The sequence below is a fragment of the Capnocytophaga sp. oral taxon 338 str. F0234 genome (assembly GCF_000192225.1).
GTDB lineage: Bacteria > Bacteroidota > Bacteroidia > Flavobacteriales > Flavobacteriaceae > Capnocytophaga.
The window spans coordinates 407206-432333 of record NZ_GL872413.1 but is presented as its reverse complement, the minus strand read 5'-3'; the positions used below and the strand labels follow the sequence as shown (position 1 = coordinate 432333).

Here is a 25128-nt window from a genome sequence, read left to right as displayed (position 1 = left end):
GGAAGTGATAAATTTATCACTTCCCACTATTCACTTTTTCTTTTTCATTCTTATATCCTTACTTTTCACTTGAAAATTCCACCTTTACACCAGTTTTAGCAATTTTTTCTTGTACTTTACTAATTTCTTTTTGAAGTTTTTGAATCTTCTTATCACTACTTGCCAATTCCTTATTGGTTTTTTCTGCTTTACGCATTTCACGCTGTGCTCTTTTAGCCTCTGAAGCGGAAGCAGAAGCAGAACCTGCACTGGAGAAAGCAGATGCACGATTGTTAGCCTTATCATTAATCTCAGCTGCTTGCTGTTTGAGTAGCTCATTATTAGCTTGCTCTTTGGCAAGTTCCATCTGTAGGCTGTTGAGTTCCGTATTTAAAGACAATGCTTTTTGTTCATTCTCTAAACGTTTCATTTCAGGAGATTTTCCACCTCCACAAGCTCCTAAAAGGAGGACACTTATACTCAATAATAATACTTTTTTCATAAAATCAAATGTTTAATTTCTAATTCGGGCGCAAAAGTAAATAATCTGTACAAAGATATACGTTAATGTTTTATTAAACTATTACAGATGCTCATTTTATAAAACTTATTGATTATTAGTGCTTTAAACCTATTCAAATATTATCAAAGGAATTTTCTCTGCAATTTTGCAATAAACCTAAGTTAATGTGGAAGCAAAATCCGTGAATTTATGGATTAAAGGATTCCTTATAGAACATTTTAGCGACATGACCATTTTTTAATATGATCCCATTGAACTACTATACCCCTTCTCTTATAGATACTTTTCTTAAAAGAAAATAATTCTTCAGGAAAACACACCTTAGATATATAAAAAGTCATATATTTGCGAAGAATTAAAGCGGTTCCCGAAAAGCTGGCAGAGTAGGGCATATTAATATCCTAACATAATCATGGATCTCTTTTTAAGTATTTTTCCTATTGTATTGCTTATCTATCTGATGGTCAAGCGTGATGCTTTCCCTTCATACGTAGCACTTCCTTTAATAGCAGGAATTGTATATCTATTACAGCTTTTCTACTTCAAAAATGAATTTATCATACTGAATGCCAATATCGTATCCGCCATTATTTCAGTTTTTACTCCCATTTCTGTTATTTTTGGAGCGATACTTTTCAATCGTATGATGGAATCCTCCGGAGCAATGAACACTCTGCGCCACTGGTTAGGGAATATCAGTCCTAATCCTGTAGCTCAGCTAATGATTATAGGTTGGGCATTTACCTTTATGTTGGAGGGAGCCAGCGGATTCGGCACCCCTGTTGCCATTGCTGTCCCTATTTTGGCAGGTTTAGGGTTTAAGCCCATGCAAGTGGTCATATTAGCCTTGGTAATGAATTCCGTTCCTGTATCCTTTGGGGCAGTAGGGACTCCTACTTGGTATGGCTTCAAAACATTACTGGACAGTGGTACCATTAGCCCAGGACAAGTAACTCAGATAGGGCAGATCTCAGCACTAATACACTTTGTAGCAGGTCTTATCATTCCTATACTCGCCTTGCGATTTGTAGTAAGTTGGAAAGAGATAAAGGAGAATATTCTTTTTATTTTCATTAGCATACTCTCTTGTACCATCCCTTATCTTATTATTGCTCAGTTTAATTATGAGTTTCCTGCTCTTGTGGGGGGTGCCATTGGTCTATTAGTCTCTGTCCGTGCAGCAACCAAGGGAATTGGTTTATCCCAAAAGGGCACCTCTGATAAGCCAAGAGAGCCCCTCGCTATGGGCACACTCATCAAAGCACTTTCCCCTACCCTTCTACTTATTATCATTTTAGTGCTTACTCGTATAAAACAGCTTCCTCTTAGAGCCTTGTTCAATGACAATACTGAATGGCTTCGTTTTTCATTAGGAGAATTAGGGGATTTTCAGGTAAGTAAGGGCTTAATCTTTTCTGTTGGAAATATTTTCAATACAGGCATTTCCGATAGTTATAACCTGCTCTACACTCCTGCGCTTATTCCTTTTGTGGTTACCGTACTCCTCTCTATCCCTATATTTACCCTTTCATGGGGGAGGGCTCAAAATATATTCACCAGTAGTTTTGTACAGATCCAAAAGCCCTTCTTAGCCTTAGTGGGCGCAATGATTATGGTCAAGCTCATGATGATAGGAGGGAATTATTCCATGACACAAACCATTGGTACAGGACTCTCCGATGCTACCCAACACCATTGGCTTTCCTTTGCTTCTTTCTTGGGGGCTATAGGCTCCTTCTTTTCAGGTTCCAATACAATTTCCAATGTAACCTTCGGAGCTGTACAGTATTCTGTAGCCTCCTCAGCTGGACTTCCTATATCCCTTATCTTAGCGCTTCAATCCGTAGGAGGAGCTATGGGAAATATGGTATGCATTAATAATATTATTGCAGGATGTTCTGTATTAGGGGTAGATAATGCAGAGGGTACTATTCTGAAAAAGACGGTTATCCCTATGCTCCTCTATGGGGTAATTGCTGCATTGGTAGCTTACCTGATAAAGGTACTGATCTTTAACTAAAAAAGTATTTCTGCGTTTGAAGTAACTCAAAAAAGGTTATCCAAATAAATCAATAACCTTTCCCCTATTATTTTATTACCTTTGCATTTTATTTCACGATGTTAAAACTACAAGTTACAGAATTAATACGTATAGAATATTTATGAAAACAATTATTTATCAAGTACTTGTACGGCTCTTTGGCAATACAAATACCAAGAATATACCTTATGGCAGCCGCCAAGAGAATGGCATTGGAAAATTCTCAGACTTTACCTATGAAGCGCTACAAGGCATTAAGGAATTAGGGGTTACTCATATTTGGCTTACTGGGGTATTACACCATGCCTTAGTAGGGGATTATACCTATTTGGGCATTCCTAATGATTTTCCTTACTTAGTGAAAGGAAGGGCAGGCTCTCCGTATGCTATAAAGGATTTCTACAATGTAGATCCTGACTTGGCAGAGAATCCTATTAACCGCTTGGAGGAATTCGCCTCCTTAGTGGAACGTATTCACCACTGTGGGATGAAAGTCATCATAGATATTGTCCCTAACCATATAGCTCGCCAGTACTTTACGCTCTCAAAGAGAAAAGGAGTAAAAAATTTTGGAGAAGATGATGATACCACTGTAACATACGCCAGAGATAACAATTTCTATTACAATATAGGAGAGAGACTGTGCCTACCTACCCTTTCTCTCGGTTATACTCCTACAGAACCTGCCTTAAGAGAACTCTCCGAAACTCCTTATGTAGAATATCCCGCTAAATGGACAGGGAATTCACGCAGTTCAGCGCCTGAGATTACCGATTGGTACGAAACCGTGAAACTCAATTATGGGATTACTCCCGAAGGGAAAAAGGATTTTGATACACTTCCTTCAGAGTTTGCCCAATGGGACTATGGAACACACTATGCTTTTTGGCGTAGTAAAATTGTCCCAGATACATGGTTGAAATTTAAAGATATTGTAGCGTTCTGGCTCGGATTTGGCATAGATGGTTTTCGCTATGATATGGCGGAAATGGTTCCTGTGGAGTTCTGGAGTTATCTGAATTCTTTTATTAAAACCAAAAAACCAGATAGCTTTCTTATTGCTGAGGTATACAACCCAAATCTTTATCATGATTATTTGTTCATGGGGAAAATGGATGCCCTCTATGATAAGGTAGGCTTATATGATACTTTACGTAATATCATCTGTTATGAACAAACAACTGACAGTATAGATATAGCTGAGCAAGCTGTAAAGGATATTGCCCCACAGATGCTCCACTTCTTAGAGAACCATGATGAACAACGTATCGCCTCCGATGCTTTTGCCTCCGATGCTTTTCGAGGATTACCCGCCATGACCGTAAGCACCTACCTTAGTGATGCCTCTGTTATGCTATATTTTGGACAGGAAGTAGGTGAACGTGCTGAGCAGCATGCTGGCTTTGGGAGCCCCTCTCGTACCTCTATCTTTGACTATATAGGAGTCCCTGCTCACCAACGATGGGTAAATAATAAAAAATATGATGGAGGAGCACTCTCCCCTACTGAAAAAATCTTAAGAGATTTCTACAAACGTTTATTACACCTACCTGTAAAAGGAATTTTTAAGAATATCCATCATTACAACAGAATACATACGCCTTACTATAATGATAAAGTATATAGCTTTGTAAGAGAAGAAGAACGTAGAAAATGGATTATCATAGTGAATTTTAGCAGAACAGAGACCTTTGGTTTTGACCTTCAGATACCTCCTATCCTCTTGCAATCATGGCAACTATCCCAAAAAAATATCCCTCTCACCGAAGAGCTATATCACAAAGAACAAACACTCTTCCATAAAGAACAAGGGAAAATGCGTATAGATATTGCACCTTTGCAATCATTGATTTTCTCTATAGAGACTGTTTCATAATAGGAGTTCATTTTTTGCACAAAAAATCGTATCTTTGTCAGGAAATTTTTCCTTTCATGAACTTAGAACATATCGCACAAATTTCCTTCAAACTCTTTTGGATCATTGATATCATTGGAGGATTACCTATTTTTATTGGTCTAATGAATCGATTTGGCAGAATACAATCAGAGAAAGCCGCTTTTGTTTCTGCCTGTTTAATGATTACTTTTCTCTTTGCAGGAGAGGCTATGCTTCGCTTCTTGGATATTCCTCTAAAAGTATTTGCTGTAGCAGGAGCTTTCATTCTTTTCATTATTGCAGTGGAGATGATTCTTGGTGTAAGTTTCCATAAAATGGAAGAAGCCAACAGCATTTCCATTGTTCCTATTGCCTTTCCTTTGCTCGCAGGACCTGGGGTACTAACCATGATACTTTCCTTACATTCTACCTACTCCTCCATTGATATTGTTATCTCTATCCTCATCAATATAGTCATCGCTTATGTAGTTATTAAGCACTGCCGTAAGATTAATGATTGGTTAGGACAAACAGGGATTATTATAGCCAATAAAATTGCAGGAGTCATTCTCTTAGCCCTCTCTATTAAGATGTTTGCCGATAATTGGAAGACCATTTTTGAATGATTTTTAGAAATCATAATAGTTTTCTATTCTATAAAAACATTTTGAATATCTTGTTAAAGGAAATGATTTTTTAGTAGAAAAATAACATTCCTTTATGAAAATATCTAAGGTTTTTTTGCTATTTTTACAACCTAAACCATAAAAGGTTTGAGCTATGTTGTATGATAGTGATACACTCCTGCTCCCTTATAAGGAGATCATGCTAAAGAGGCATGAGAACTACTTGCAAAAATTAACCCTCTTGCAAGGAGAGCATACTCGTCTTGCTGATAGCTGTAACTCTCACTTATACTATGGTTTGCATTTCACTGGTAAGGAGTGGATCCTTAGAGAATGGGCACCCAATGCTACGGCTATCTACCTACTCTTTGAAGAAGATAATTGGCAAAAACATCCACAATATGCCTTCAAAAGGCTTACTCATGAGAATTGGGAGTTGCGCCTACCTGCCACTACACTATCCCATGGTATGCTCTATAAATTGCTTATAGAGTGGCAAGGAGGGTGTGGAGAGCGAATTCCCTCTCACACCTCACGGGCTGTACAGGATCCTTATACAAAAATCTTTACCGCCCAAGTATGGCATCCTGACTCTCCTTATAAGTGGAAACATCCACGACCTACCGGAGGGGAACGCCCTCTTATCTATGAAGCCCATATAGGAATGTCCACCGAACAACAAAAAGTAAGTACCTTTACTGAGTTTCGCCTTTTTGTTCTGCCTCGTATTGCTTATTTAGGTTATAATACCCTACAACTCATGGCTATACAAGAGCATCCTTATTATGGTTCTTTTGGCTATCAGGTAGCCAATTTCTTTGCCGTGAGTTCACGCTTTGGTACTCCCGAAGAACTGAAAGAACTTATTGATACGGCTCATGGTTTAGGAATCCGAGTTATCTTGGACATTGTTCATTCTCATTCAGTAAGTAATGAGGCAGAGGGCTTAAGCTTGTTTGATGGCACTGACTATCTCTATTTCCACCATGGAGAAAGAGGACATCATCCAGCATGGAATTCCCGCTGTTTTGACTATGGTAAACCGCAGGTCATGAACTTCCTCCTCTCCAATTGTAAATATTGGTTGGAGGAGTACCTTTTTGATGGCTTCCGATTTGATGGAGTCACCAGCATGCTCTATTATGACCATGGATTGGGTAAGGCTTTTACTGAGTATAGTATGTACTATGATGGAAATGAAGATGTAGATGCCATTACCTACCTAACCCTTGCCAACCAACTTATCCATGAGGTATACCCGCAAGCAATTACTATAGCTGAAGAAATGAGCGGTATGCCAGGTCTTGCTTCTCCTATAAAAGAAGGAGGCATGGGGTTTGACTATAAGATGAGTATGGGAATCCCTGACTATTGGATTAAGCTCCTCAAGGATATCCCCGATGAACAATGGCATGTAGGAAATCTCTATTATGAACTGACTAACAAGCGTGCTGAGGAACTAACTATTAGCTATGCTGAGAGTCATGATCAAGCTTTAGTAGGTGATAAAACAATCTTTTTCCGCCTAACGGATAAAGAAGTTTATACCCAAATGAGTGTCTTTGACCACAGCCTTATCATAGACCGTGCGATGGCACTACATAAGATGATACGCCTTATAACACTGGCTACCGCTGGTGGAGGATACCTTAACTTTATGGGGAATGAGTGGGGACATCCTGAATGGATTGACTTCCCTCGTGAAGGCAATGGAGGCAGTTATGCCCATGCACGTAGGCAATGGAGCCTCTTGGATGACCCCAACTTAAAGTTCAAATACCTTAATGTCTTTGACCGTGCCATGATTCACTTTGCCAAAGAAAGTCATCTTTTGCAGAGCAAACCTCATGTATTGGTACAGGATATAGAAAGGCAGTTATTGGCTTTTGAGCGAGCAGGTTATCTATTTGTCTTTAGCTTTAATCCTAATACTACCTTTGCTAATTACCACTTCGAAGTAAGTGCAGGGAAATATACTTATGTACTCTGTAGTGATCATTCTACCTTTGGTGGGTTAGGACTCATAGACGAACGAACTGAACATTTTACCCAATATATAGCAAATAAGAACCTGATTTCTCTCTATCTCCCCCCTCGTATAGGGATGGTACTTAAAAGAGAATAGAGGAAAGCAAGTCAAGAAAGAGGATAATCTTAATCTCTGGCACAATACTACAAGTGCTTATCTCTAAGAAATAAAAGTACGAACTGAAAACATATCAGCACACGTCCTTTAATTATTAACAATTAATCATTATCTAATGTATTTAAATTTCAAACAACGTGATTTGGTAAATTTAGAATTTGCCTTACAGAGAGAAATTCTTGGTACTAACCGAGAAGGAGGATATCTCTCCACAACACTCAATTTTTGTAATACAAGTCGCTACCATGGGCTTCTTATTGTCCCTATTGATGAGTTCTCAGGACGCAACCATCTGTTACTTTCCTCTTTGGATGAGACTATTATTATCAATGACAAAGAGTTTAATTTTGGTATTCATCAATATCCAGATACTTTTTACCCTAAAGGGCATAAATATATCATCTCATCGGAACTCAATAAGTATTATTCCATTACCTACCAAGTAGCAGGAGTAAGTCTTAGAAAGGATATTATAATGCTTCACAAGCAACCTCAGGTATTAATTCGTTATACCCTTTTAGGTACTCACGATTCCGTGTGCTTGCGCCTAAAGCCTTTTCTCGCCTTCAGAGATATTCATCAACTCTGTAAGGAAAACCATATTGCAGATACAAACTACCAGAAAGCACCTCAAGGAATTGCTGTAAAACTATACGAGGGATTTCCCACCTTATATATGCAACTGAGTAAGAAAAATGACTTCCGTCATAACCCTCATTGGTATAAGAATATCCAATATAGCAAGGATAAAGAGCATGGAGGGGACAACCAAGAGGATTTGTTAGTTCCTGGAGATTTTGAACTCACACTCACTCGAGAGAAACCCGTTATTTTCTCTGCCTCCACTACTGAGGAGGATGTCAAGAAATTAGTAAAAGAATTTGATCATGCTGCTCAAGAGCGTGCTCCTCGTGATTCCTTTGAAAATTGCCTAAAATATGCCTCTGGACAATTTGTGATAGAAAAACTTAATGAAACACGCATCAAGTCAGGATATCCTTGGCACCTTTCCTACGGTCGCAATACTTTTATTTCCCTACCTGGAATTGCTATCGCCACTGGGAATACTTCCCTATTTGAGCAAGTCATTGAGTCCATGCAACAATATCAGAAGGGAGGACTTTTCCCTCGCCTTATCAGTAGCCATGTTGCTCCTGAGTTCAACGCCGATGGATCACTATGGTTATTCTGGACATTGCAACAATATGAGCGCTGGGCTAAGGTACCCCAAAGAATGTTATGGAAAAAATACAGAAACACATTAATTGCTGTGTTAGAAGCCTATCGGGACGGACGTACTTTCCCACAAGTGCACATGGAAGAGAACAAACTTATTTATAACCAAAGATATCACCGCCCCCTTACCTGGATGAATGGAACTATCAATGAGGTGCCTATATTAGAACGCAATGGTTATGTAGTGGAAGTCAATGCCTTGTGGTACAATGCGGTTTGTTATGCTTTGGATTTGGCTAAAGCAGGAAAAGATCGTGAATTCATCGCCCAATGGAAAGATTATCCCAAGGAAATACAAGAACAATTCTTATTGACCTTTTGGAATGAGCAAAAGGGCTACTTAGCCGATACACAAGATGATGGAAAACAAGACCTCTCTATACGCCCTAATCAGGTCATCGCCTGTGCTCTAAACTACAGCCCTCTTAAGGAATCCCAGAAGAAAAGTATTATTGACCTAGTAAAAAAGAAACTTCTTACCGAACGAGGATTACGTACTTTAGCCCCCGATGACAAGCGTTATCGTGCTCGTTGTGAGGGTTCTATGCAAGAACAAGAGGAAGCTATCTATCAGGGAGGCACTCATACTTGGCTCTTGAGTTTCTATATAGAAACTTGTTTAAACCTCTACGGCAAGGACTTCATTCCTAAAGCTGAAGAACTCCTTGACAAAATAGATGAGGACATCCTAAACTATGGCATTGGACTTATTTCAGAGTTCTATGATGGCAATCCTCCTTATTCAGGACATGGCTGTATCTCTCAAGCTCGAAATACTGCAGAAATTATTCGTAGTATTTATCTTATTAATAGTTATAAAGAAAATAATTCACACAAATAATATTCCTTATGAAAAAATTAAAAGTGCTTATGTTTGGATGGGAGTTTCCCCCCCATATAAGTGGCGGATTAGGCACCGCCTGTCTTGGACTCACCAAGGGACTTGCGAAAAATGGAGTAGAAGTCCTCTTTGTTATGCCCAAAGCCTCAGGTGATGAAGATTCTTCAGTTGCAAAAATTATTAATGCCAGTGAGGAAGAGATGCTACAGAATTATACCTTTACCAATGAGTATAATGAACACATCCAATTTATGGAAATAGGCTCTTCCTTACGCCCTTATTTGTCTCCTGAAGTTTTTGCATCGTATTGGGAAGAAGAACAATCACGTAAGAGAGAGGAACAACATACCTCCCGTAAGCATACCTATAATTTCTCTGGTAAATATGGAAATAACCTCTTGGAAGAGGTCTATCGTTATGCATTAGTAGCGGGTACTGTCGCAGGAAAATATGATTTTGATATTATCCATGCGCATGATTGGCTTACCTATCAAGCAGGACTTGTCGCCAAGCGCATTAGTGGGAAGCCTTTAGTTGTACATGTACATGCTACCGAATATGACCGAGGTGGAGAATACAATCGCAATACTATTGTCTATAATATAGAAAAAGAAGGAATGCAAGGAGCCGACCATGTAATTACTGTTAGTGACTGGACCCGTAACATTGTGATAGAAAAATATGGTATTGACCCAAAAAAGGTGAGTACCGTGCATAACGCCGTTGATTTTTCTGACGATGAGCTTGACCTACCTCCTCGTACTCTTAATGAAAAAATAGTTACTTTCTTAGGACGTATTACCCTACAGAAGGGACCTGAATACTTTATAGAAGCCTCTGCAAAAGTGCTTAAACGCCTACCCGAAGTACACTTCGTGATGGCTGGAAATGGAGACAAAATGACCCCCTCTGTCAGGCGAGTAGCCCAACTTAAATTAGGTGGGCATTTTCATTTCACTGGTTTTCTCCGTGGAAACGATGTACAGCGTATGTTCCGTTATAGTGATGTATATGTAATGCCTTCTGTATCTGAGCCTTTTGGTATCTCTCCTTTGGAAGCAATGCGCTGTGGAGTACCTACTATCATATCCAAACAATCAGGAGTCTCAGAAGTGTTACAACATGCCATTAAGGTGGATTATTGGGATGTCAATGCCCTTGCCGATGCTATCTACGGTGTGCTTGCTTACCCTAAGCTATCCCATTCTCTCCAGAAGGAAGGACTGGCAGAAGTGGGAGCCCTTAAGTGGGAACATGCAGCCTCCGAACTTAAACATATTTATCAAACATTCATCCATTAAAATACCCTAAAATATAATAGAACCTATGAAAGCCATTTGTTTTTATTTTGAAGTTCATCACCCTGAACAGTTGCGTAGGTATCATTTCTTTGATATCGGTAAACAACATGATTATTTTGATTATTATCTCAACCGTACTGAAATAGAACAATTAGCTAAGGATTGTTATCTGCCTGCCAATAAGCTCCTTACAGAACTTATTGAACAATACAAAGGCAGATTTAAAGTAGCTTTCTCTATCTCAGGTAGTGCTATTGAACTTCTGGAATTACATGCCCCTGAAGTAATTCACAGTTTTCAAGCTCTTGCTAAAACAGGTTGTGTAGAGTTCCTATGTGAGCCTTATGCCCATTCCCTTTCCTCTCTCTCGAATGATACTACTGAATTTGAAAAAGATGTAAAACGTCACAGCCTATGTATTGAGCAGCTCTTTGGAAAAACTCCTACTGCTTTTCGTAATACCTCACTAATCTATTCTGATAGTATAGGAGAACGCATTGCCCGTTTAGGTTTTCATACGATACTCACTGAAGGAGCTAAGCATATTTTAGGTTGGCGTAATCCTAACTTTGTCTACCATCATCCCAATAATAATAAGGTAAAGATACTCCTTAAAAATTCAAAACTAAGTGATGACATTTCTTTGCGCTTTTCCTCAAGAGAATGGAATGAATATCCTCTTACAGCAGAAAAATATGCTTATTGGCTTAAGGAGAGCCTTCGTGATAGTGATGTGGTAAATCTATTCCTACGTTATCAAGCCTTTGGTAAATATAACCTTCCTGAGTCAGGTATTTTTGATTTTCTACGTTACCTTCCTCATTATCTTTTGGATGAAGAAGAATATGCTTTCCTTACCCCTTCAGAAGCAACTAAAACCTTCCCTTCCATGGAAGCCATTTATGTTCCTAATCCCATTTCTTGGACAGATGAAGAGCGAGATATCACCCCTTGGTTAGGAAATGAATTACAGGAAAATGCCTTTGAAGAACTCTTTGCCTTAAGCAAGAAAGTAGAAAGTGTTCCTGACGACACCTTACACCGTACCTATAGCCGATTACAATGTAGCAACCATTTTAACTATATGAGTACTAAGTTTATTCCTGTGGAACAACGCTTAAAAAAGGTCTCTCCCTATCCCTCTCCTTATGATGCTTACATCAATTATATGAATGTATTGAGCGACTTTACTCTGGAAGTGGATAAGGCTTTAGCTAAAGAAATACGCTCAGGAGTCAGCCTTCAGTAATCTCAACTTTTTCACATAAGAAGGTCTCTCTGAGAAGCAAATAAGCAAACCCTTTGCTGTATTGTATAAGGGTTTGCTATCTTTAACGTTGTTCTTTAATTAGTCCCTCTCTTAGAATATGTTCTAAAACAAAGGATAATTAGCATTTACCTGAGTTAGAACTGGAAATATATAAATGTTCTTGAGCCTGCAGAATAGGTTTGATAGCATACAATAGTTACCGCAACCATCACCAATACTTTGCCCCAGAGGGGACTTTGATAATAGGCATTCTCCACCTTATCTTTGAAGGATTGCGGAAGCCAATGGACTATATAGCCCAATAGCATTATAAGAAAAGCATCCTTAAAGTACCATAGTACCTGCCCACTACCTGCCCAATCCATATTATTCCATACCTGAGTATACCATTGGTTAATACGCTCCATATCCTCACCACGGAAGTACAAACGCACAAAAACAATAAAGATAAAAGTAGAAAATACCTTCCAAAAATGAGCTAAAGGATGTGTAGAATGTTCATAAGGGCTCACCTTTCTCCATAGCTTATAGAAGACAATTCCCAATCCATTAATTCCTCCCCAGAGGATAAATTTCCAAGAAGCTCCATGCCAGAGCCCTCCTAAGAGCATAGTCAGCATTAGATTGATATTAGTGGTGATATAGTGCTGGAATTTAGTGTTTTTCATAGCAAGCAAAGTGCCTCCTAAGAGCAATATTCCCACGATAAGAGAAAAGTATGGATTCCCCACCCCTATAAGTGCCACTACAATAAAAACCAAGGCTATTACCACAGAAGCCCAAGAACCTGTACGATTTCCCCCCAAGGGAATATATAGGTAATCCTTCAGCCAAGAGGAAAGAGAAATATGCCAACGCTTCCAGAAGTCTCCACAGCTAGTCGCCTTATAAGGGGAATTAAAGTTCTTTGGTAGTTCAAACCCCATAAGCAGCGCAAGCCCTATAGCAATATCTGTATATCCTGCAAAATCTCCATATACCTGCAGGGAATAGCCTACAAGTGCCATTATATTAGTAAAACCTGAGTACATAGTAGGCATTTCAAAAACCATATCCAAAAATTGTACTGCTATATAATTGGCAAAAAGCATCTTCTTAATCAATCCTTTGAAAATATAATAGGTTCCCTTGTTGAATTCCGCTATTGTAACTTGAGTAGGACGAAGTATCTGAGGGACAAACTCTTCTGCACGAACAATAGGTCCTGCCACTAATTGAGGGAAAAATGTTACATAGAGTCCAAAATCTAAAATAGATTTCAAGGATTTAAGCTTTCTTCGGTAAATATCCACCGTATAGCTAATAGTCTGGAAGGTATAAAAAGAAATCCCTACCGGAAGAATAATCTCATCTACTGAAAAACCTCCTTTGGAACTGAATCCATTCCCCCAATAGGCTAAATAGTTAAATACTTTGTGCTCTGTATGAAAAACGGTATTATAAACATCTGTGAAGAAGTAAGCATACTTAAAATAACTCAATACCGTAAGATTCACTATTACACTAAGGCAAACAAATATTTTCCTTTGTTTTTCATTATCACTCCTATCTATCTGCCTACCAAAATAAAAATCAGTTACAGTACTGAATATCAATAGAAGCACAAATAATCCACTTGTCTTATAATAGAAAAAACAACTTACTAAGAAAAGAAAAAGATTACGAACATGAATTCTCTTATAAATAAATGAAAAACCAACATATACGATAAAGAAGAAAAGCCAAAAACTCATCTGGGTAAAATCCAGAGGGGTTTTATCAGAAAATTTAAATATATCGTATATCCAATCCATTCGCAATCATGTAAAATGTACTATAAGCCTATAACAATCCCTATTGAAGGGGAGAAGCCTGAAGAAAAAATACTCTTATCCTTTTTATACAATACATTATAAGTGAACCCTATTCGCATATAGGTACTTCCTCCTAAGGATTGCATATAACCTCCCCCTACGTAAAGGGCATCTTCCTCTTTGTGATAACTTTTATCTCCATTGAACTTTTGATTAATAAAATAATGCTGATAGGAGGTTTGCAAATAAGCACTCCTCATAAAGTAATAATTCAGAGAAGGTCCCAGTCCTAAAAAATTATACTGTGTATATTTCCCTTTTTGATAGTTATAATTCATTAAAAAAGCAAGTTCCAAATCATCAGTAAGCTTATATCCTATACGTGGAGAAAGAGAAATTCCCCACAGGTCATTTCCAAAAGAAGCACCTATATTTCCTCCGAAGGTAAAGTTCTCAAAGGGATTATTTCTCTTTTGGTTTTGAGGAAGGAGAATATTACCGCTCTCTTGTGCTAGAGAGACAAATGAGAGTAGTAGGTAAGCTAATAGGAGTATTTTCTTCATATTATTCAGTATTACATCTTCATAGGGATAAGAGCATTTCCCTTTATTTCAAAAAGTTTCTCTGAGATAGGAATATTGCTCTCTACATAAGCTTGTGCTACTCGGTGACGTATCCAGTCCATATCTGTAGGATTTGCACTTCCTGTAATAAGCAGTACATTATTGGAAGGTACCCCTACTATAATTGTTCCCTCTACAGGGATATTATCTTTTGACCATAGTTCAGAAACAACTAAGAAACTCGCCTCAAACTTTCCATCTGCTATAATGGTATATCGGCTTCCTTCCTCCTCTACTCCTACTTCTATCTGGTCAATAAGGTTCTGTACAGAAAGAGCTTTCAGAGCCAAGCGATCAAGATGTAAATCCTTCAGATCCTCTGTGGTAAGGCTTATCTTCTCATCTCGAACAAGATAGATTACTCCTAACTCACTATTAATATTCTCATAGAGTAAGTTAGGAATTTCTTCTTTAAGCTCTTCTATAAAAGTTGTTGTTCTCACCAGCGGGAAAATCTCTTCCTTTTTAATAAGAAGTTTTCCTGTAATTACCTCCTCTTCTGTTAAGTGGTGATGATCCTCTTCTTTTGTAAGAGGTTCTTGTGAAATTACAGGCTCTTGTGGAATAATAGGCTCTTGTGGAGTTACAGTCGTAGGTGCCTGTTCTGTTGTATCCAAATCCACTGTAAGGTCTAGTATTTCCTTGAATTCTTCTGTTCCTTGTATAGGTACTTCCTTTTGAGATTTTTCTTGTGGATTTTCTTTTTTCTTCTCTTCTTGAGCCTTCTCTTCAAAGACAAAATCCTTAATATCAGGGAAAACAGGATTCCTTCGTGTGTCCTTCTCTTGGATATCCTCCTTATGATCTGCGGTGATATCCTGTTTTGGAAGCTCTTCTTGCTGTTGTATTTGTTTGGTAATCTCTTCTGGAAAATCAGGAAATATAAGTTCTTTTCCTTTTTTTGGGGTAGGTTCTTTGGTAGGTTCCATCACAGGCGTTTCCTTTTTAACTCCTTCTTTTTTCTCTTCTACTTTCTTAGGAGTTGGTTCCTTTTTTGCATTTGTAGGGATTTCTTTTACTGGTTTTTTAGAAGTTGCTTTTATCTCAGCCTTAGCTGTTTCTTTAGGTGGAGCTGTAATAATAACAGGTTCTTCCTTAGGGGGCTCAGGGATAATTACCTTAGGAGTCTCTACTTCTCTGCGTTTTTCTACTTCTTTAGCAGGTTGTGTTTTAGGAGTCGCTTTAGGTTTTTCTTTAGGGATAGTTTCCAGTATAGAAGAAGCATATTTCTCAATAATTTCACTTAAGTAGAAGTCGCTACGATGCATATATTCTGCGTATGCATTATCCAAAAAGCTGGTAATGAGTTGTCCTGGTTCACTCTTAAGCATCCATTCTATCTCTAATCCATTTGTTTTTCTTACTTGTACATTGGGATTTTTAGTAATCAATCGTTCAGCAAAGAGGCGCGTAAAGTCCGCTACATACTGTATACTCATTCCCATTTTATCCACAAGCTCTCTTATTTCCAAGCTATAAGGATCCTTATGGCGCAAAATAAGTTCTGTAATAATAGCTTTATCCTCTATTTTTTTAGCACACGTAAAATGATATTCTACTTCATCATAGGTCTGGAAAGTTTTACTAATATATCGCTCGTTAGCGATAGTCTCATCCAATGCTGTAAACCCTTCTTTCTCATAATCCTTAAAGAAATCCCCTTTAAGATTCTCGAAAAATTCTTTAGTTATTTCTCCTTTGAGAGGTTCCTCAGAACTCATTACAGTAAGGTTTGCACGGTCATCGGCAGTTTTAGCCACAAAACGGTCTGTATTGGTTACTTCCCAATCGGAAGGAATAAGGATAGTAGAAACAGCATCCAACCAATATCTTTTATAAGTTATTGATTTCAAATCTGTTTCGTCAAATTTCTTCTTCTTAAATAAGTCTAATAACCCCATCTTTCTTTTTATTTTTTCCAAAGGCAAATATATAAACTTCTTTTGTAATAGTGAAACTCTTAATGAAAAAAATTATTATTTAAGTTATTTTAATAACTATGGTTGAAAAATAACATTTCATTAATAGAATATTTTTTAGTTTTTTAGTAATTTTGACCTCCAGAACAAATTAAAAAAACATACTAAATGAAAAAAATTATTTTTTCCTTCGTAGTCTCATTTTTACTACTGTTGCCCAACGTGGTAAAAGCTGATGAGGGCATGTGGTTCTTGATGTTTATTAAGCGATTGAACGAACGTAACATGCAAAAAATGGGCTTACAACTCACCGCAGAGGAAATCTACAGTATTAACAACAACAGCCTCAAAAATGCCATCGTGCAATTTAATGGAGGTTGTACTGCTAGTATCATTTCTCCTGATGGTCTTGTAATTACTAACCACCATTGTGGTTATGGAGCTATTGCTGGACTCTCAACCCCAGAGCACAACTACTTAAAAGATGGCTATTGGGCAAAAACTAAAGCAGATGAACTTCCTCCTAAGAGCCTCTATGTTCGTTTCTTTGTTCGTATGGACAATGTAACCAATCGAATGCTCTCTGTCGTAAATCCTTCTATGACTGAAAAAGAACGTGAAGCAGCTCTAAACCGCGAAATAGAAAAAATTCAAAAAGAAAACAGTGAGGGAGGTAAGTATGTAGTCTCTGTACGTCCTTTCTTTCAAGGAAATGAATACTACTATTTTGTTTATCAGGATTTCAAGGATGTTCGTTTTGTAGGTACTCCTCCTGAAAATGTAGGAAAGTTTGGTGGAGATACTGATAACTGGGAATGGCCTCGCCATACAGGAGATTTCTCCGTATTCCGTGTTTATACAGATAAGGATGGAAATCCTGCCGAATATTCTCCTAACAATATCCCTATGAAATCTAAAAAATTCTTGAATGTAAGCCTTAAAGGAGTACAAGAAAAAGATTTTGCAATGATTTTAGGATATCCTGGACGTACTAACCGATGGGTGCCTTCCTATTGGGTAGACCAACAGGTGAAATATGGCTATCCTGCGTGGGTAGAAGGATCCAAAACAGCTATGGATGCTATGAAAAAATATATGGATCAGGACAAGGCGGTACGCCTTATTTATGCTGCTCGTTATGCAAGTTTAGCTAACTATTGGAAAAACCGCCAAGGAATGATTAATGCTCTTACTGCTCACAAAACCGCTGACCTTAAGCGCAAAGCTGAAAATAAATTTGCTTCTTGGGCAAACAGACCTGAAAACAAAGCTGAATATGGGAATGTATTGACTGATTTGGCTAACTATTTTGGAAAAACAAATCTAAAAGCCGCTGACCATAACTATTTGTTTATGTTCCTTAGAGGAAGTAGAATTGCTTCCTTGAGTAACGGGCTTGCAAAACAATTAGAAAAATACCTTTCCTCTGGCTCTATGGAAGAAAAAGAACAAATCAAAGAGCGTGTAGAAAAGGATTTAAATAGCTATTTTGCCGAATCTTATTTCCCTGCAGAGGTAGAACTTTTCTCTGATGGACTCAAACTTTATGCTACCAAAGCATCTTCTGTGCCTGAGGAAGTACTACAAATCAAAAATAAATATAATGGAGATTTTAAAAAGTATGCTAATGAAGTGTTTGCCAACAGTATCTTCACTAAAAAAGAAAATTTCCAACGCTTCTTAAACAATCCAAGCGCAGATGCTCTTAATAATGACCCCTTAGCAAGAATCTCTCGTATACTAATTACCAAGTACTATGAGAAAACTGAACAAGATATAGCCCTTGAAGATTCTTATGCTAAAGCTTTCCGCAAATATGTGAAAGGAATGCGTGATTCTAAAATAAGTACTATTCTTTATCCTGATGCTAATTCCACCCTCCGTCTTACTTATGGTACAGTAAAATCACTCCCTGCTGATAAACGTAACGGCGATGTAAAGAAAAACTATTACACCACTTTCAAAACATTACTTGATAAGTACAAACCTGGAGATGCAGAATTTGACATGCCTAAGAAATTTGTAGAAATGTATGAAAAGAAGGACTTCGGACGTTATCTTGACAAAGATGGTACCATGCATGTATGCTTCCTTACTAATAATGATATTACAGGAGGAAATTCTGGTTCTCCTGTAATGAATGGCAAGGGAGAACTTATCGGACTTGCTTTTGATGGTAATATAGAAGCTATGGCTGGTGATGTTATTTTTGATAAAAAGCTACAACGTACTATTGTAGTAGATATTCGTTATGTCCTCTGGTGCATTGATACCTTTGCAGGTGCTAAGCACATTGTGGATGAAATGACTATTATTCAATAACAAATTTTGTACCCAAAAATAAGCATACAAATAGGGACGTATTGTATACGTCCCTATTTTCCCCTATAATTATCTCTCATCATGCATTTCCTCTCTGAAGATTTAGAAAATTATGCCAATACACACAGCCAAAAAGAACCTGAGTTACTCAAAGCCCTTGGTCGTGAAACACATTTGAAAGTACTACAACCCCGTATGCTTAGCGGACACCTACAGGGAAGATTTCTTAGCTTGCTTTCTAAGATTATGCACCCTCAATATATCATTGAAATAGGTACCTTTACTGGCTACGCAACTCTCTGTCTGGCTGAAGGACTCAGTGAAAAAGGCATATTACATACTATAGAAGTCAATGAGGAATTAGAAGAAATTCAGAATAAATACTTCGAGCAGAGTCATTACCGCAAACAAATTGTCCAACACTTTGCTCCTGCTCTTTCTGTATTACCTTCTCTGCCTAATGAAGTGGATTTAGCTTTCATTGATGCTGATAAAAAAAATTATCCCCTATATCTGGAAGCACTCTTACCTAAAATGCGTAAAGGAGGACTCATCCTCTCCGACAATGTATTATGGAGCGGTAAAGTAGTGGAGGAGATTAAGGATAATGACAAACATACTCAGACATTAATGGCTTATAATGAATTATTAGCTACCCATCCCCTATTGGAAACTGTGTTGTTACCCATTCGTGATGGACTTTCAATTGCACGTGTAAAATAGTACTAAAAATGAAAATAGCCCTTTATTCTCAAAAATACAAACCTGAATATCATTCTCTGTTAGTAGCCATCTTTGAAGAACTTATCACTCACCAGGATACTATTCTTGTGGAGGCAGATCTATTGCATCGCTTTACAGAGCGTACTCCTCTCTCCTACTTTATAGATACCTTTCATAATGTAGATGATTTAGCTCCTGATACTGATCTTATGCTTACCATTGGAGGCGATGGTACTATCCTATGGGCAATGACCTATATACAGCATCTGCAAATTCCTATCTTAGGTATTAATGCAGGACGCTTAGGCTTCCTTGCCACCATCTCGCAAGAGGAAGTAGCTGATATGTTTACCAAAATCCGTGCTCAAAAATATCATGTAGATAAGCGAAGCGTATTACAAATTAGCCATACTAATGGAAAAGCTATTGCTCCTTTGAACTTCGCTCTGAATGAGATCACTGTTATCCGACAGAATTCCACCGCAATGATTACCGTAGAGGCTTTTCTCAATGGACAATACTTAACTTCTTATTGGGCAGATGGGCTCATTATTTCCACCCCTACGGGGTCTACAGGTTATTCCCTAAGTTGTGGAGGACCCGTAATTATGCCTCACTCCAAAACCTTAGTACTTACCCCTATTGCCCCTCATAATCTCAATGCACGCCCACTTATCATACCCGATAGTACGGAAATCACCCTCCATATATCCAATCGTGAAGGCTATTATCTAGCAACTTATGATGCCCGCTCTTCCATACTTCCTTGCCAAACTCCTGTTAAGATAAGCCTTGCTCCCTTTTTATTAAAAACAATTGAACTTGAGGGAAATGACTTTTTCAAAACGCTCCGTAATAAACTCCTCTGGGGAGAAGATAAAAGGAATTAGTAAGGTAAATATTTTCAATTTTTATCTGTCTCCATTACATATATTTCTTCATCTGTAAGTAAGGGTTCTCCCCTCATACGCAAAAGAATTTGTGCTACTGTAATAGTATCCTTTTGGCAATATTGAGCAATGCGAGCTATATCCCCTTCTTCATAGTATACCTGCCTTACCTGAGCTCCTGAAATATCATCCTTAGGAGATGGCACTCCAAGAATATAGGCAAGCAAATTCAATGAGGTATAGTGCTTATAGTCTCCAAACTTCCACAAATCCAAAGTATCCAGAAAGGCAAACTCCCAAGGCTTCTTACCGAAGAGTTGCAGAATATTAGGAATAGGAAGCTGATGAATAAGCATACGCCGAGCAATGAAAGGGAAGTCAAATTCTCTCCCATTATGAGCGGCTAACAAGTATTGCTTCCCATTGAAGAACTGACTGATTAAGTGAGAAAACTCCTGTAATATATTCCTCTCCTCCCCAGTAAATGAACGTACCCTAAACTGTCGTTTCTCATTTTTTAACAAGAAATAACCTACTGATATACAAACAATTTTGCCAAACTCAGCCCATATACCTGCTCTTTCATAATAGTCCTCTGCAGAGACATCTTGACGAATATAGCGTGTTTTATCCTCCCAAAGGTTTTGCTCTAAGGGAGACAGTTGCTTATATGACGAATACAAAGGAACTGTTTCAATATCCAAAAATAGAATATGAGAGAGCTTCAGTGAGGTAAGAGATGTTATCATATAATAAGGTTTGAAGAAAAAATCCGGTATATTTTAAGAAAACTCATTTCTACTTCTATATGCCACCTTCATAAGTAAATGACTGATTAACAAAAAAATAACCTCCATACAACAAGAATATCTGTTTGTCTCTTGCTTCATGTAAGTTCTATTTATTTCGTATGACAAATATATAGAAAAATTATGAAATAGCAATTTAATCCTCACAAATAATATACAAAAATAAAATATCCTTCCTCCTTTTCAGAGAAAAAATGTATCTTTGCTTTATCAAAAAACACCCTCCTTATGGCAAAGAAAAGAATAACTCTTCCTACCAATTTTTCTTCTTTGATAGAAGAAGGCAACATAGAGAAACTCAAAGCAACTTTTGAAAATTGTGAACTGAATGCCTATGAACGTGATTTCATTAAAAAGCCTGCTCTCTGCTTCTATAACATTCCTATTCCTTTTATGCAGTGGCTATTAGAGCAAGGGGCAGATATAGAGATGAAAGATTCCTATGAGCGTACACCGCTCTTCTACCACTCTCAAGTGAATGATATAGAAAGGGTAACTTTTCTCTTAGAAAAAGGAGCGGATATTCATGCACAAGATATCTATCATAATACCCCTCTACACTTTGCTGAGTACCATGCCGAAGTAGCTCAACTCTTCCTCGAAAAAGGAGCAGATATCAAAGCAAAAGATGACCAGGGACATGATGTAGTGGAACGTATGCTTAGCCGTGTTCAAGGAGGAAACATTTGCCAAGCTGCAGAAGCGGCTAAGGTCTATTTGCAAGCAGGTTATAAGTCTACTCCATTCGCCAAAGAAGCAATAACCCGTATTGAGGAGGATTTTGAGTTTCACCGTGCTAAGTTTAACTCTGATTACTTGAATCAAACCAATGCCGCTCTTCAAATATTATACCAACTTTTTGCCGTTTCTCCTGTGCCAAAACGCATACAGCATGATGGCAAATCGCCCATCATGCTCTCGGGGGATACGTGGGAAAAACAATATGAACAAGCATGGAATTTGCTTGTCCCTGGAAATGGTAAAGCTAATACATTACAAGGAGAAGTGATACGTATTGCTGGTAGAATTAATGATGAACTTCTACACAATGGAATGGGTAACTGGGACAGAGATTATCGAAAGATGCTCTCCATAATTTCAAATTTCCTCAAACAAGGAAACTCTCTTACAACAGAACAACTCGCCGAAGTAGCACACATCCAGAAAAATATCCTAGAGGATGATGGAACGCTTTCTCATCACCTTTGCAAACTCACTACTCTTTGGGTCTCACAAAACCCTAATCCCATTGAGTTAGAGAAAGTTCCTTATAACCGATAAGAAATAATAACGATATTCCTTTAATCACTTTCAATACAAATCAAAGACAAAGATTCACTTAATAAAAACAATATTTCTGACAGAATATCTTATCCGAAAACTAACAAGCTATATTAAAAAAGCAACTAAAATGAGAATATTACATATTGATAGTAATCATCCACTAATGATTACACAGCTCAGTGAAGCTGGTTTTAAGAATGATACAGATTACAAAAGTAGTAAGCAGGAAATAGAAGCAAAAATAGCTAACTATGATGGAATTGTGATTCGCAGTCGTTTCCGCATTGATAAAGATTTTATAGATAAAGCAACTCATCTAAAGTTTATTGCTCGTGTGGGAGCAGGTATGGAAAATATTGATACAGAGTATGCCAAAAGTAAGGGGATTGTGCTTATTTCTTCTCCTGAAGGTAATCGCAATGCTGTAGGTAATCATACTTTAGCTCTTTTACTTGCCTTACTTAACAAACTTAAAAAAGCAGATAAAGAAGTGCGCAGCGGGCTCTGGCTAAGAGAAGAAAATCGCGGCTATGAACTAGATTCCCTTACAGTGGGGATTATTGGTTATGGTAATATGGGTAAAGCCTTTGCTAAGAAACTTAGAGGATTTGACTGTAGAGTTCTCTGTTATGATATCAAGGAAAATGTAGGTGATGCCAATGCTACTCAAGTACCCTTAGAAGTATTTCAAAAGGAAGTAGACGTAGTAAGTCTGCACACTCCAGAGACTCCCTTAACCCTTAATATGGTTAACGCCTCCTTTATAGAACAATTTACTAAGAATTTTTGGCTCATTAACACAGCACGAGGCAAGAGTGTAAACACTCACGACTTAGTACAAGCCCTACAAAGAGGTAAAATATTAGGAGCTGGGTTGGATGTTCTGGAGTACGAACAATCCTCCTTTGAGAACTTTTTTAAAGGAACACTCCCTGAACCCTTCACTTATCTCACGAAGGCAGATAATGTAATCCTCACCCCGCATATTGCAGGCTGGACAGTGGAAAGCAAGACCCTCCTTGCTCAAGTAATTGTAGATAAAATCAAGGCACTGGGTCATAACCACTTCTTCCCCATGGATGACAACGCATAATTCGCTTTATAGCAAGCCTTCCTCCTTTGAAAAGCCCATACTTCCTCAGTGCCTCCAATGTATAAGAAGAACAAGTGGGAGTGAAGCGACATGTGGGAGGCTTCAGCGGGGAAATTGCTACTTGATAGAAACGTACCATCCATATAAAAGGATAGGTAATAAGCTTACGAAACATTTAAGCAATTTATTGTTTTTTCTTCTTAGGAGTAGTATCCTTATGGGGATGGGTATTTTTGTTTGTTCGTTTTTGTGAGGTTGTTTGCTTATCTTTAGTCTTCTTAGCAGCCTTTTGTTTAGGAGAGGCTTTCTCTTCTTTCTCAGAGGGAGTTTCTGCTTGAGTTCCTCTCTTAGCCTTTACCGGCTTTTCTGTAAGGTGATCATCATTCTTAACAGCAGCCTTCTCTTCAGATTTCATTTTACTAAGTTTCTCCTCTGCAGAAGAGAGGATTTTTTCCATTTCTCTGTTTACATCTACATATTGATATTCTTCATGCCCTTTCTGTGGTACCTTATAGTTCACGAAGGGATGTTCATTAACTGCTACTTGACCTTTTAATGCGGGTTCCTTAAAGAAGGGCACCTCTACAGGATTCCTGTCCTCCAAAGAATATTCTCGGTATTCCTTAAGGCTCTTAGCCCACAGGCTATGAATATAGCTCAACCCCTTATAAGCAGGAATCAAAAGCACTCCTGTAAAACAATTTGAGAGGAACTGAAGCCCTTCATTACGAGCATACATTAAAGTTATGAACATCATGGAATAAATGACGCTTCCTATAATGGCTATCATCATCAGCCAAGCAAATGTTACTAAAAATAGATTTCTCATTGTCTTATATTGTTTTTGTCCTACATGAATGATTATTCTTAAAATTAACTCATTACAAGCTATTTTAAATCAAATTTCTTTTATATTTTTTGACCTTGCAAATATAATACTTTTAATAAGAAAAAACAATTCTTTTTATGAATTTATTTTGATACATTCTTTATAAAGCATATTTATCGCCCATTCTTTATGATTGTTAATAAATTTCTCTATTTTTTTAGGTAAAAAAATTGTATTTTCGCACCCGTATAAATAGGAGAAAGTGAAAATCAATTTTTTTAAAGTTCCGAAAATTAAACAATTTTCCTATAAGCCTCGTTACTATCAGGAAATAGAAGAACGAGGAGGATTTAGCATCCCAAAACACCAGTTAAGAGGATATACTTTGCGTAAGAAATGGGAGAATATGCGTAAGAGTAACCGTAAGCCTGAGGTAAGTTCCAATCGCTTATTTTGGATAATTCTCCTATTACTGCTACTGACTACCTACTATTTTTTTGATTTTAACTTATCTTCCTTACTGAGAAAATAAACTCTACTGAATTACAGTTTTTTACAAATTAAATTTATCTTATTGAATGTCTGATATTATACGATTGCTTCCTGACAATGTAGCTAATCAAATCGCGGCAGGAGAGGTCATTCAACGTCCTGCTTCTGCTGTAAAGGAGCTTTTGGAAAATGCCATTGATGCACAAGCCACTCAGATAAAACTCTTCCTCAAGGATGCAGGACGTACCTTAGTACAAGTTGTAGATAATGGTACTGGCATGTCCCCCACGGATGCCCGTTTAGCTTTTGAACGGCATGCTACCTCAAAAATTCGCACCGCTGATGATCTTTTTTCTCTCCATACAAAAGGTTTTCGTGGAGAAGCCTTAGCTTCTATCGCTGCTATCGCTCAGGTGGAACTTATCACCTCTGAAGAAGGACAAGAGATAGGAACCGCCATTACTATAGAAGGAAATAAAATTATTGATCAATATCCCATTGTTACCAACAAA

General features: G+C 37.8%; 21 protein-coding genes. 14 read left to right on the top strand and 7 right to left on the bottom strand.

Annotation, left to right across the window (positions count from 1 at the left end):
• Window positions 1–58: 58 nt before the first annotated feature.
• Window positions 59–481: a hypothetical protein gene (locus HMPREF9071_RS02050; RefSeq protein WP_009744881.1), complete on the bottom strand. Its 423-nt coding sequence runs from the start codon at window positions 479–481 to the stop codon at window positions 59–61.
• Between the two features lie 433 nt (window positions 482–914).
• Between HMPREF9071_RS02050 and HMPREF9071_RS02045 the strand changes: the two genes are divergently transcribed.
• The 7 genes from HMPREF9071_RS02045 to HMPREF9071_RS02015 all read left to right on the top strand — a co-directional run bounded on the left by HMPREF9071_RS02045 (window position 915) and on the right by HMPREF9071_RS02015 (window position 11818).
• On the top strand, window positions 915–2522 hold the full coding sequence (locus tag HMPREF9071_RS02045) for an L-lactate permease (RefSeq protein ID WP_009744880.1): 1608 nt from the start codon (window positions 915–917) through the stop codon (window positions 2520–2522).
• Window positions 2523–2664: 142 nt separating this feature from the next.
• Entirely contained in the window at window positions 2665–4419 is a 1755-nt protein-coding gene (locus HMPREF9071_RS02040; protein WP_009744879.1) for an alpha-amylase family protein, read from the top strand.
• A gap of 56 nt (window positions 4420–4475) precedes the next feature.
• A complete protein-coding gene (locus HMPREF9071_RS02035; protein ID WP_009744878.1) occupies window positions 4476–5045 on the top strand; it encodes a MarC family protein in 570 nt (189 codons plus the stop codon).
• Between the two features lie 154 nt (window positions 5046–5199).
• Window positions 5200–7170 (top strand): alpha-amylase family glycosyl hydrolase, encoded by a 1971-nt coding sequence (locus HMPREF9071_RS02030; RefSeq protein ID WP_009744877.1) that lies wholly within the window; start codon window positions 5200–5202, stop codon window positions 7168–7170.
• Window positions 7171–7306: 136 nt separating this feature from the next.
• A complete protein-coding gene (locus HMPREF9071_RS02025) occupies window positions 7307–9268 on the top strand; it encodes an amylo-alpha-1,6-glucosidase (protein ID WP_009744876.1) in 1962 nt (653 codons plus the stop codon).
• Window positions 9269–9276: 8 nt separating this feature from the next.
• A complete protein-coding gene (locus HMPREF9071_RS02020) occupies window positions 9277–10569 on the top strand; it encodes a glycosyltransferase family 4 protein (protein WP_009744875.1) in 1293 nt (430 codons plus the stop codon).
• Window positions 10570–10594: 25 nt separating this feature from the next.
• Complete coding sequence (locus tag HMPREF9071_RS02015; protein WP_009744874.1) at window positions 10595–11818, top strand: glycoside hydrolase family 57 protein; 1224 nt, start codon at window positions 10595–10597, stop codon at window positions 11816–11818.
• A 155-nt stretch (window positions 11819–11973) separates the two neighbouring features.
• Here the strand turns inward: HMPREF9071_RS02015 and HMPREF9071_RS02010 are convergent, their stop codons facing one another.
• Genes HMPREF9071_RS02010 through HMPREF9071_RS02000 form a run of 3 tightly spaced genes read right to left on the bottom strand, consistent with a single transcriptional unit; the run spans window position 11974 to window position 16156 of the window.
• A complete protein-coding gene (locus HMPREF9071_RS02010; protein ID WP_009744873.1) occupies window positions 11974–13632 on the bottom strand; it encodes an MBOAT family protein in 1659 nt (552 codons plus the stop codon).
• 20 nt (window positions 13633–13652) lie between these two features.
• Window positions 13653–14195, bottom strand: coding sequence for a hypothetical protein (locus tag HMPREF9071_RS02005; RefSeq protein ID WP_009744872.1), 543 nt, complete (start codon window positions 14193–14195; stop codon window positions 13653–13655).
• 11 nt (window positions 14196–14206) lie between these two features.
• The gene (locus tag HMPREF9071_RS02000; RefSeq protein WP_009744871.1) at window positions 14207–16156 is read right to left on the bottom strand and encodes a DUF1444 family protein; all 1950 of its coding nucleotides are present in this window, start codon (window positions 16154–16156) and stop codon (window positions 14207–14209) included.
• A 186-nt stretch (window positions 16157–16342) separates the two neighbouring features.
• Between HMPREF9071_RS02000 and HMPREF9071_RS01995 the strand changes: the two genes are divergently transcribed.
• The 3 genes from HMPREF9071_RS01995 to HMPREF9071_RS01985 all read left to right on the top strand — a co-directional run bounded on the left by HMPREF9071_RS01995 (window position 16343) and on the right by HMPREF9071_RS01985 (window position 20109).
• Complete coding sequence (locus HMPREF9071_RS01995; RefSeq protein ID WP_009744870.1) at window positions 16343–18496, top strand: S46 family peptidase; 2154 nt, start codon at window positions 16343–16345, stop codon at window positions 18494–18496.
• An 81-nt stretch (window positions 18497–18577) separates the two neighbouring features.
• Complete coding sequence (locus tag HMPREF9071_RS01990; protein WP_009744869.1) at window positions 18578–19219, top strand: O-methyltransferase; 642 nt, start codon at window positions 18578–18580, stop codon at window positions 19217–19219.
• An 8-nt stretch (window positions 19220–19227) separates the two neighbouring features.
• Window positions 19228–20109 (top strand): NAD kinase, encoded by an 882-nt coding sequence (locus HMPREF9071_RS01985; RefSeq protein ID WP_009744868.1) that lies wholly within the window; start codon window positions 19228–19230, stop codon window positions 20107–20109.
• Between the two features lie 14 nt (window positions 20110–20123).
• On the opposite strand, the gene HMPREF9071_RS01980 is transcribed toward HMPREF9071_RS01985, so the two are convergent.
• Window positions 20124–20858 carry a 3'-5' exonuclease gene (locus tag HMPREF9071_RS01980; protein ID WP_009744867.1) on the bottom strand — a complete coding sequence of 245 codons (735 nt, stop codon included), beginning with the start codon at window positions 20856–20858 and terminating at the stop codon, window positions 20124–20126.
• Between the two features lie 288 nt (window positions 20859–21146).
• Between HMPREF9071_RS01980 and HMPREF9071_RS01975 the strand changes: the two genes are divergently transcribed.
• The gene (locus HMPREF9071_RS01975; RefSeq protein ID WP_009744866.1) at window positions 21147–22199 is read left to right on the top strand and encodes an ankyrin repeat domain-containing protein; all 1053 of its coding nucleotides are present in this window, start codon (window positions 21147–21149) and stop codon (window positions 22197–22199) included.
• Between the two features lie 130 nt (window positions 22200–22329).
• Window positions 22330–23295, top strand: coding sequence for a 2-hydroxyacid dehydrogenase (locus tag HMPREF9071_RS01970; protein WP_009744865.1), 966 nt, complete (start codon window positions 22330–22332; stop codon window positions 23293–23295).
• Here HMPREF9071_RS01970 and yidD read toward each other — a convergent pair.
• Window positions 23246–23470, bottom strand: coding sequence for a membrane protein insertion efficiency factor YidD (gene yidD / locus HMPREF9071_RS11880; protein ID WP_009744864.1), 225 nt, complete (start codon window positions 23468–23470; stop codon window positions 23246–23248). The genes HMPREF9071_RS01970 and yidD overlap by 50 nt on opposite strands.
• Before the next feature lie 9 nt (window positions 23471–23479).
• Window positions 23480–24124, bottom strand: coding sequence for a hypothetical protein (locus tag HMPREF9071_RS11770; RefSeq protein ID WP_009744863.1), 645 nt, complete (start codon window positions 24122–24124; stop codon window positions 23480–23482).
• A 262-nt stretch (window positions 24125–24386) separates the two neighbouring features.
• On the opposite strand from HMPREF9071_RS11770, the gene HMPREF9071_RS01960 reads away from it, so the two are divergent.
• Window positions 24387–24656 carry a hypothetical protein gene (locus HMPREF9071_RS01960; RefSeq protein ID WP_009744862.1) on the top strand — a complete coding sequence of 90 codons (270 nt, stop codon included), beginning with the start codon at window positions 24387–24389 and terminating at the stop codon, window positions 24654–24656.
• A 46-nt stretch (window positions 24657–24702) separates the two neighbouring features.
• Window positions 24703–25128, top strand: a 426-nt coding sequence (gene mutL / locus HMPREF9071_RS12440) for a DNA mismatch repair endonuclease MutL (protein ID WP_009744861.1), incomplete at its 3' end; no start/stop codon positions are given.

Excerpts from the sequence above, each read along its gene's own strand:
- HMPREF9071_RS02050 (WP_009744881.1), bottom strand. The coding sequence starts at position 481 with ATGAAAAAAGTATTATTATTGAGTATAAGTGTCCTCCTTTTAGGAGCT.
- HMPREF9071_RS02045 (WP_009744880.1), top strand. The coding sequence starts at position 915 with ATGGATCTCTTTTTAAGTATTTTTCCTATTGTATTGCTTATCTATCTG.
- HMPREF9071_RS02040 (WP_009744879.1), top strand. The coding sequence starts at position 2,665 with ATGAAAACAATTATTTATCAAGTACTTGTACGGCTCTTTGGCAATACA.
- HMPREF9071_RS02035 (WP_009744878.1), top strand. The coding sequence starts at position 4,476 with ATGAACTTAGAACATATCGCACAAATTTCCTTCAAACTCTTTTGGATC.
- HMPREF9071_RS02030 (WP_009744877.1), top strand. The coding sequence starts at position 5,200 with ATGTTGTATGATAGTGATACACTCCTGCTCCCTTATAAGGAGATCATG.
- HMPREF9071_RS02025 (WP_009744876.1), top strand. The coding sequence starts at position 7,307 with ATGTATTTAAATTTCAAACAACGTGATTTGGTAAATTTAGAATTTGCC.
- HMPREF9071_RS02020 (WP_009744875.1), top strand. The coding sequence starts at position 9,277 with ATGAAAAAATTAAAAGTGCTTATGTTTGGATGGGAGTTTCCCCCCCAT.
- HMPREF9071_RS02015 (WP_009744874.1), top strand. The coding sequence starts at position 10,595 with ATGAAAGCCATTTGTTTTTATTTTGAAGTTCATCACCCTGAACAGTTG.
- HMPREF9071_RS02010 (WP_009744873.1), bottom strand. The coding sequence starts at position 13,632 with ATGGATTGGATATACGATATATTTAAATTTTCTGATAAAACCCCTCTG.
- HMPREF9071_RS02005 (WP_009744872.1), bottom strand. The coding sequence starts at position 14,195 with ATGAAGAAAATACTCCTATTAGCTTACCTACTACTCTCATTTGTCTCT.
- HMPREF9071_RS02000 (WP_009744871.1), bottom strand. The coding sequence starts at position 16,156 with ATGGGGTTATTAGACTTATTTAAGAAGAAGAAATTTGACGAAACAGAT.
- HMPREF9071_RS01995 (WP_009744870.1), top strand. The coding sequence starts at position 16,343 with ATGAAAAAAATTATTTTTTCCTTCGTAGTCTCATTTTTACTACTGTTG.
- HMPREF9071_RS01990 (WP_009744869.1), top strand. The coding sequence starts at position 18,578 with ATGCATTTCCTCTCTGAAGATTTAGAAAATTATGCCAATACACACAGC.
- HMPREF9071_RS01985 (WP_009744868.1), top strand. The coding sequence starts at position 19,228 with ATGAAAATAGCCCTTTATTCTCAAAAATACAAACCTGAATATCATTCT.
- HMPREF9071_RS01980 (WP_009744867.1), bottom strand. The coding sequence starts at position 20,858 with ATGATAACATCTCTTACCTCACTGAAGCTCTCTCATATTCTATTTTTG.
- HMPREF9071_RS01975 (WP_009744866.1), top strand. The coding sequence starts at position 21,147 with ATGGCAAAGAAAAGAATAACTCTTCCTACCAATTTTTCTTCTTTGATA.
- HMPREF9071_RS01970 (WP_009744865.1), top strand. The coding sequence starts at position 22,330 with ATGAGAATATTACATATTGATAGTAATCATCCACTAATGATTACACAG.
- yidD (WP_009744864.1), bottom strand. The coding sequence starts at position 23,470 with ATGTTTCGTAAGCTTATTACCTATCCTTTTATATGGATGGTACGTTTC.
- HMPREF9071_RS11770 (WP_009744863.1), bottom strand. The coding sequence starts at position 24,124 with ATGAGAAATCTATTTTTAGTAACATTTGCTTGGCTGATGATGATAGCC.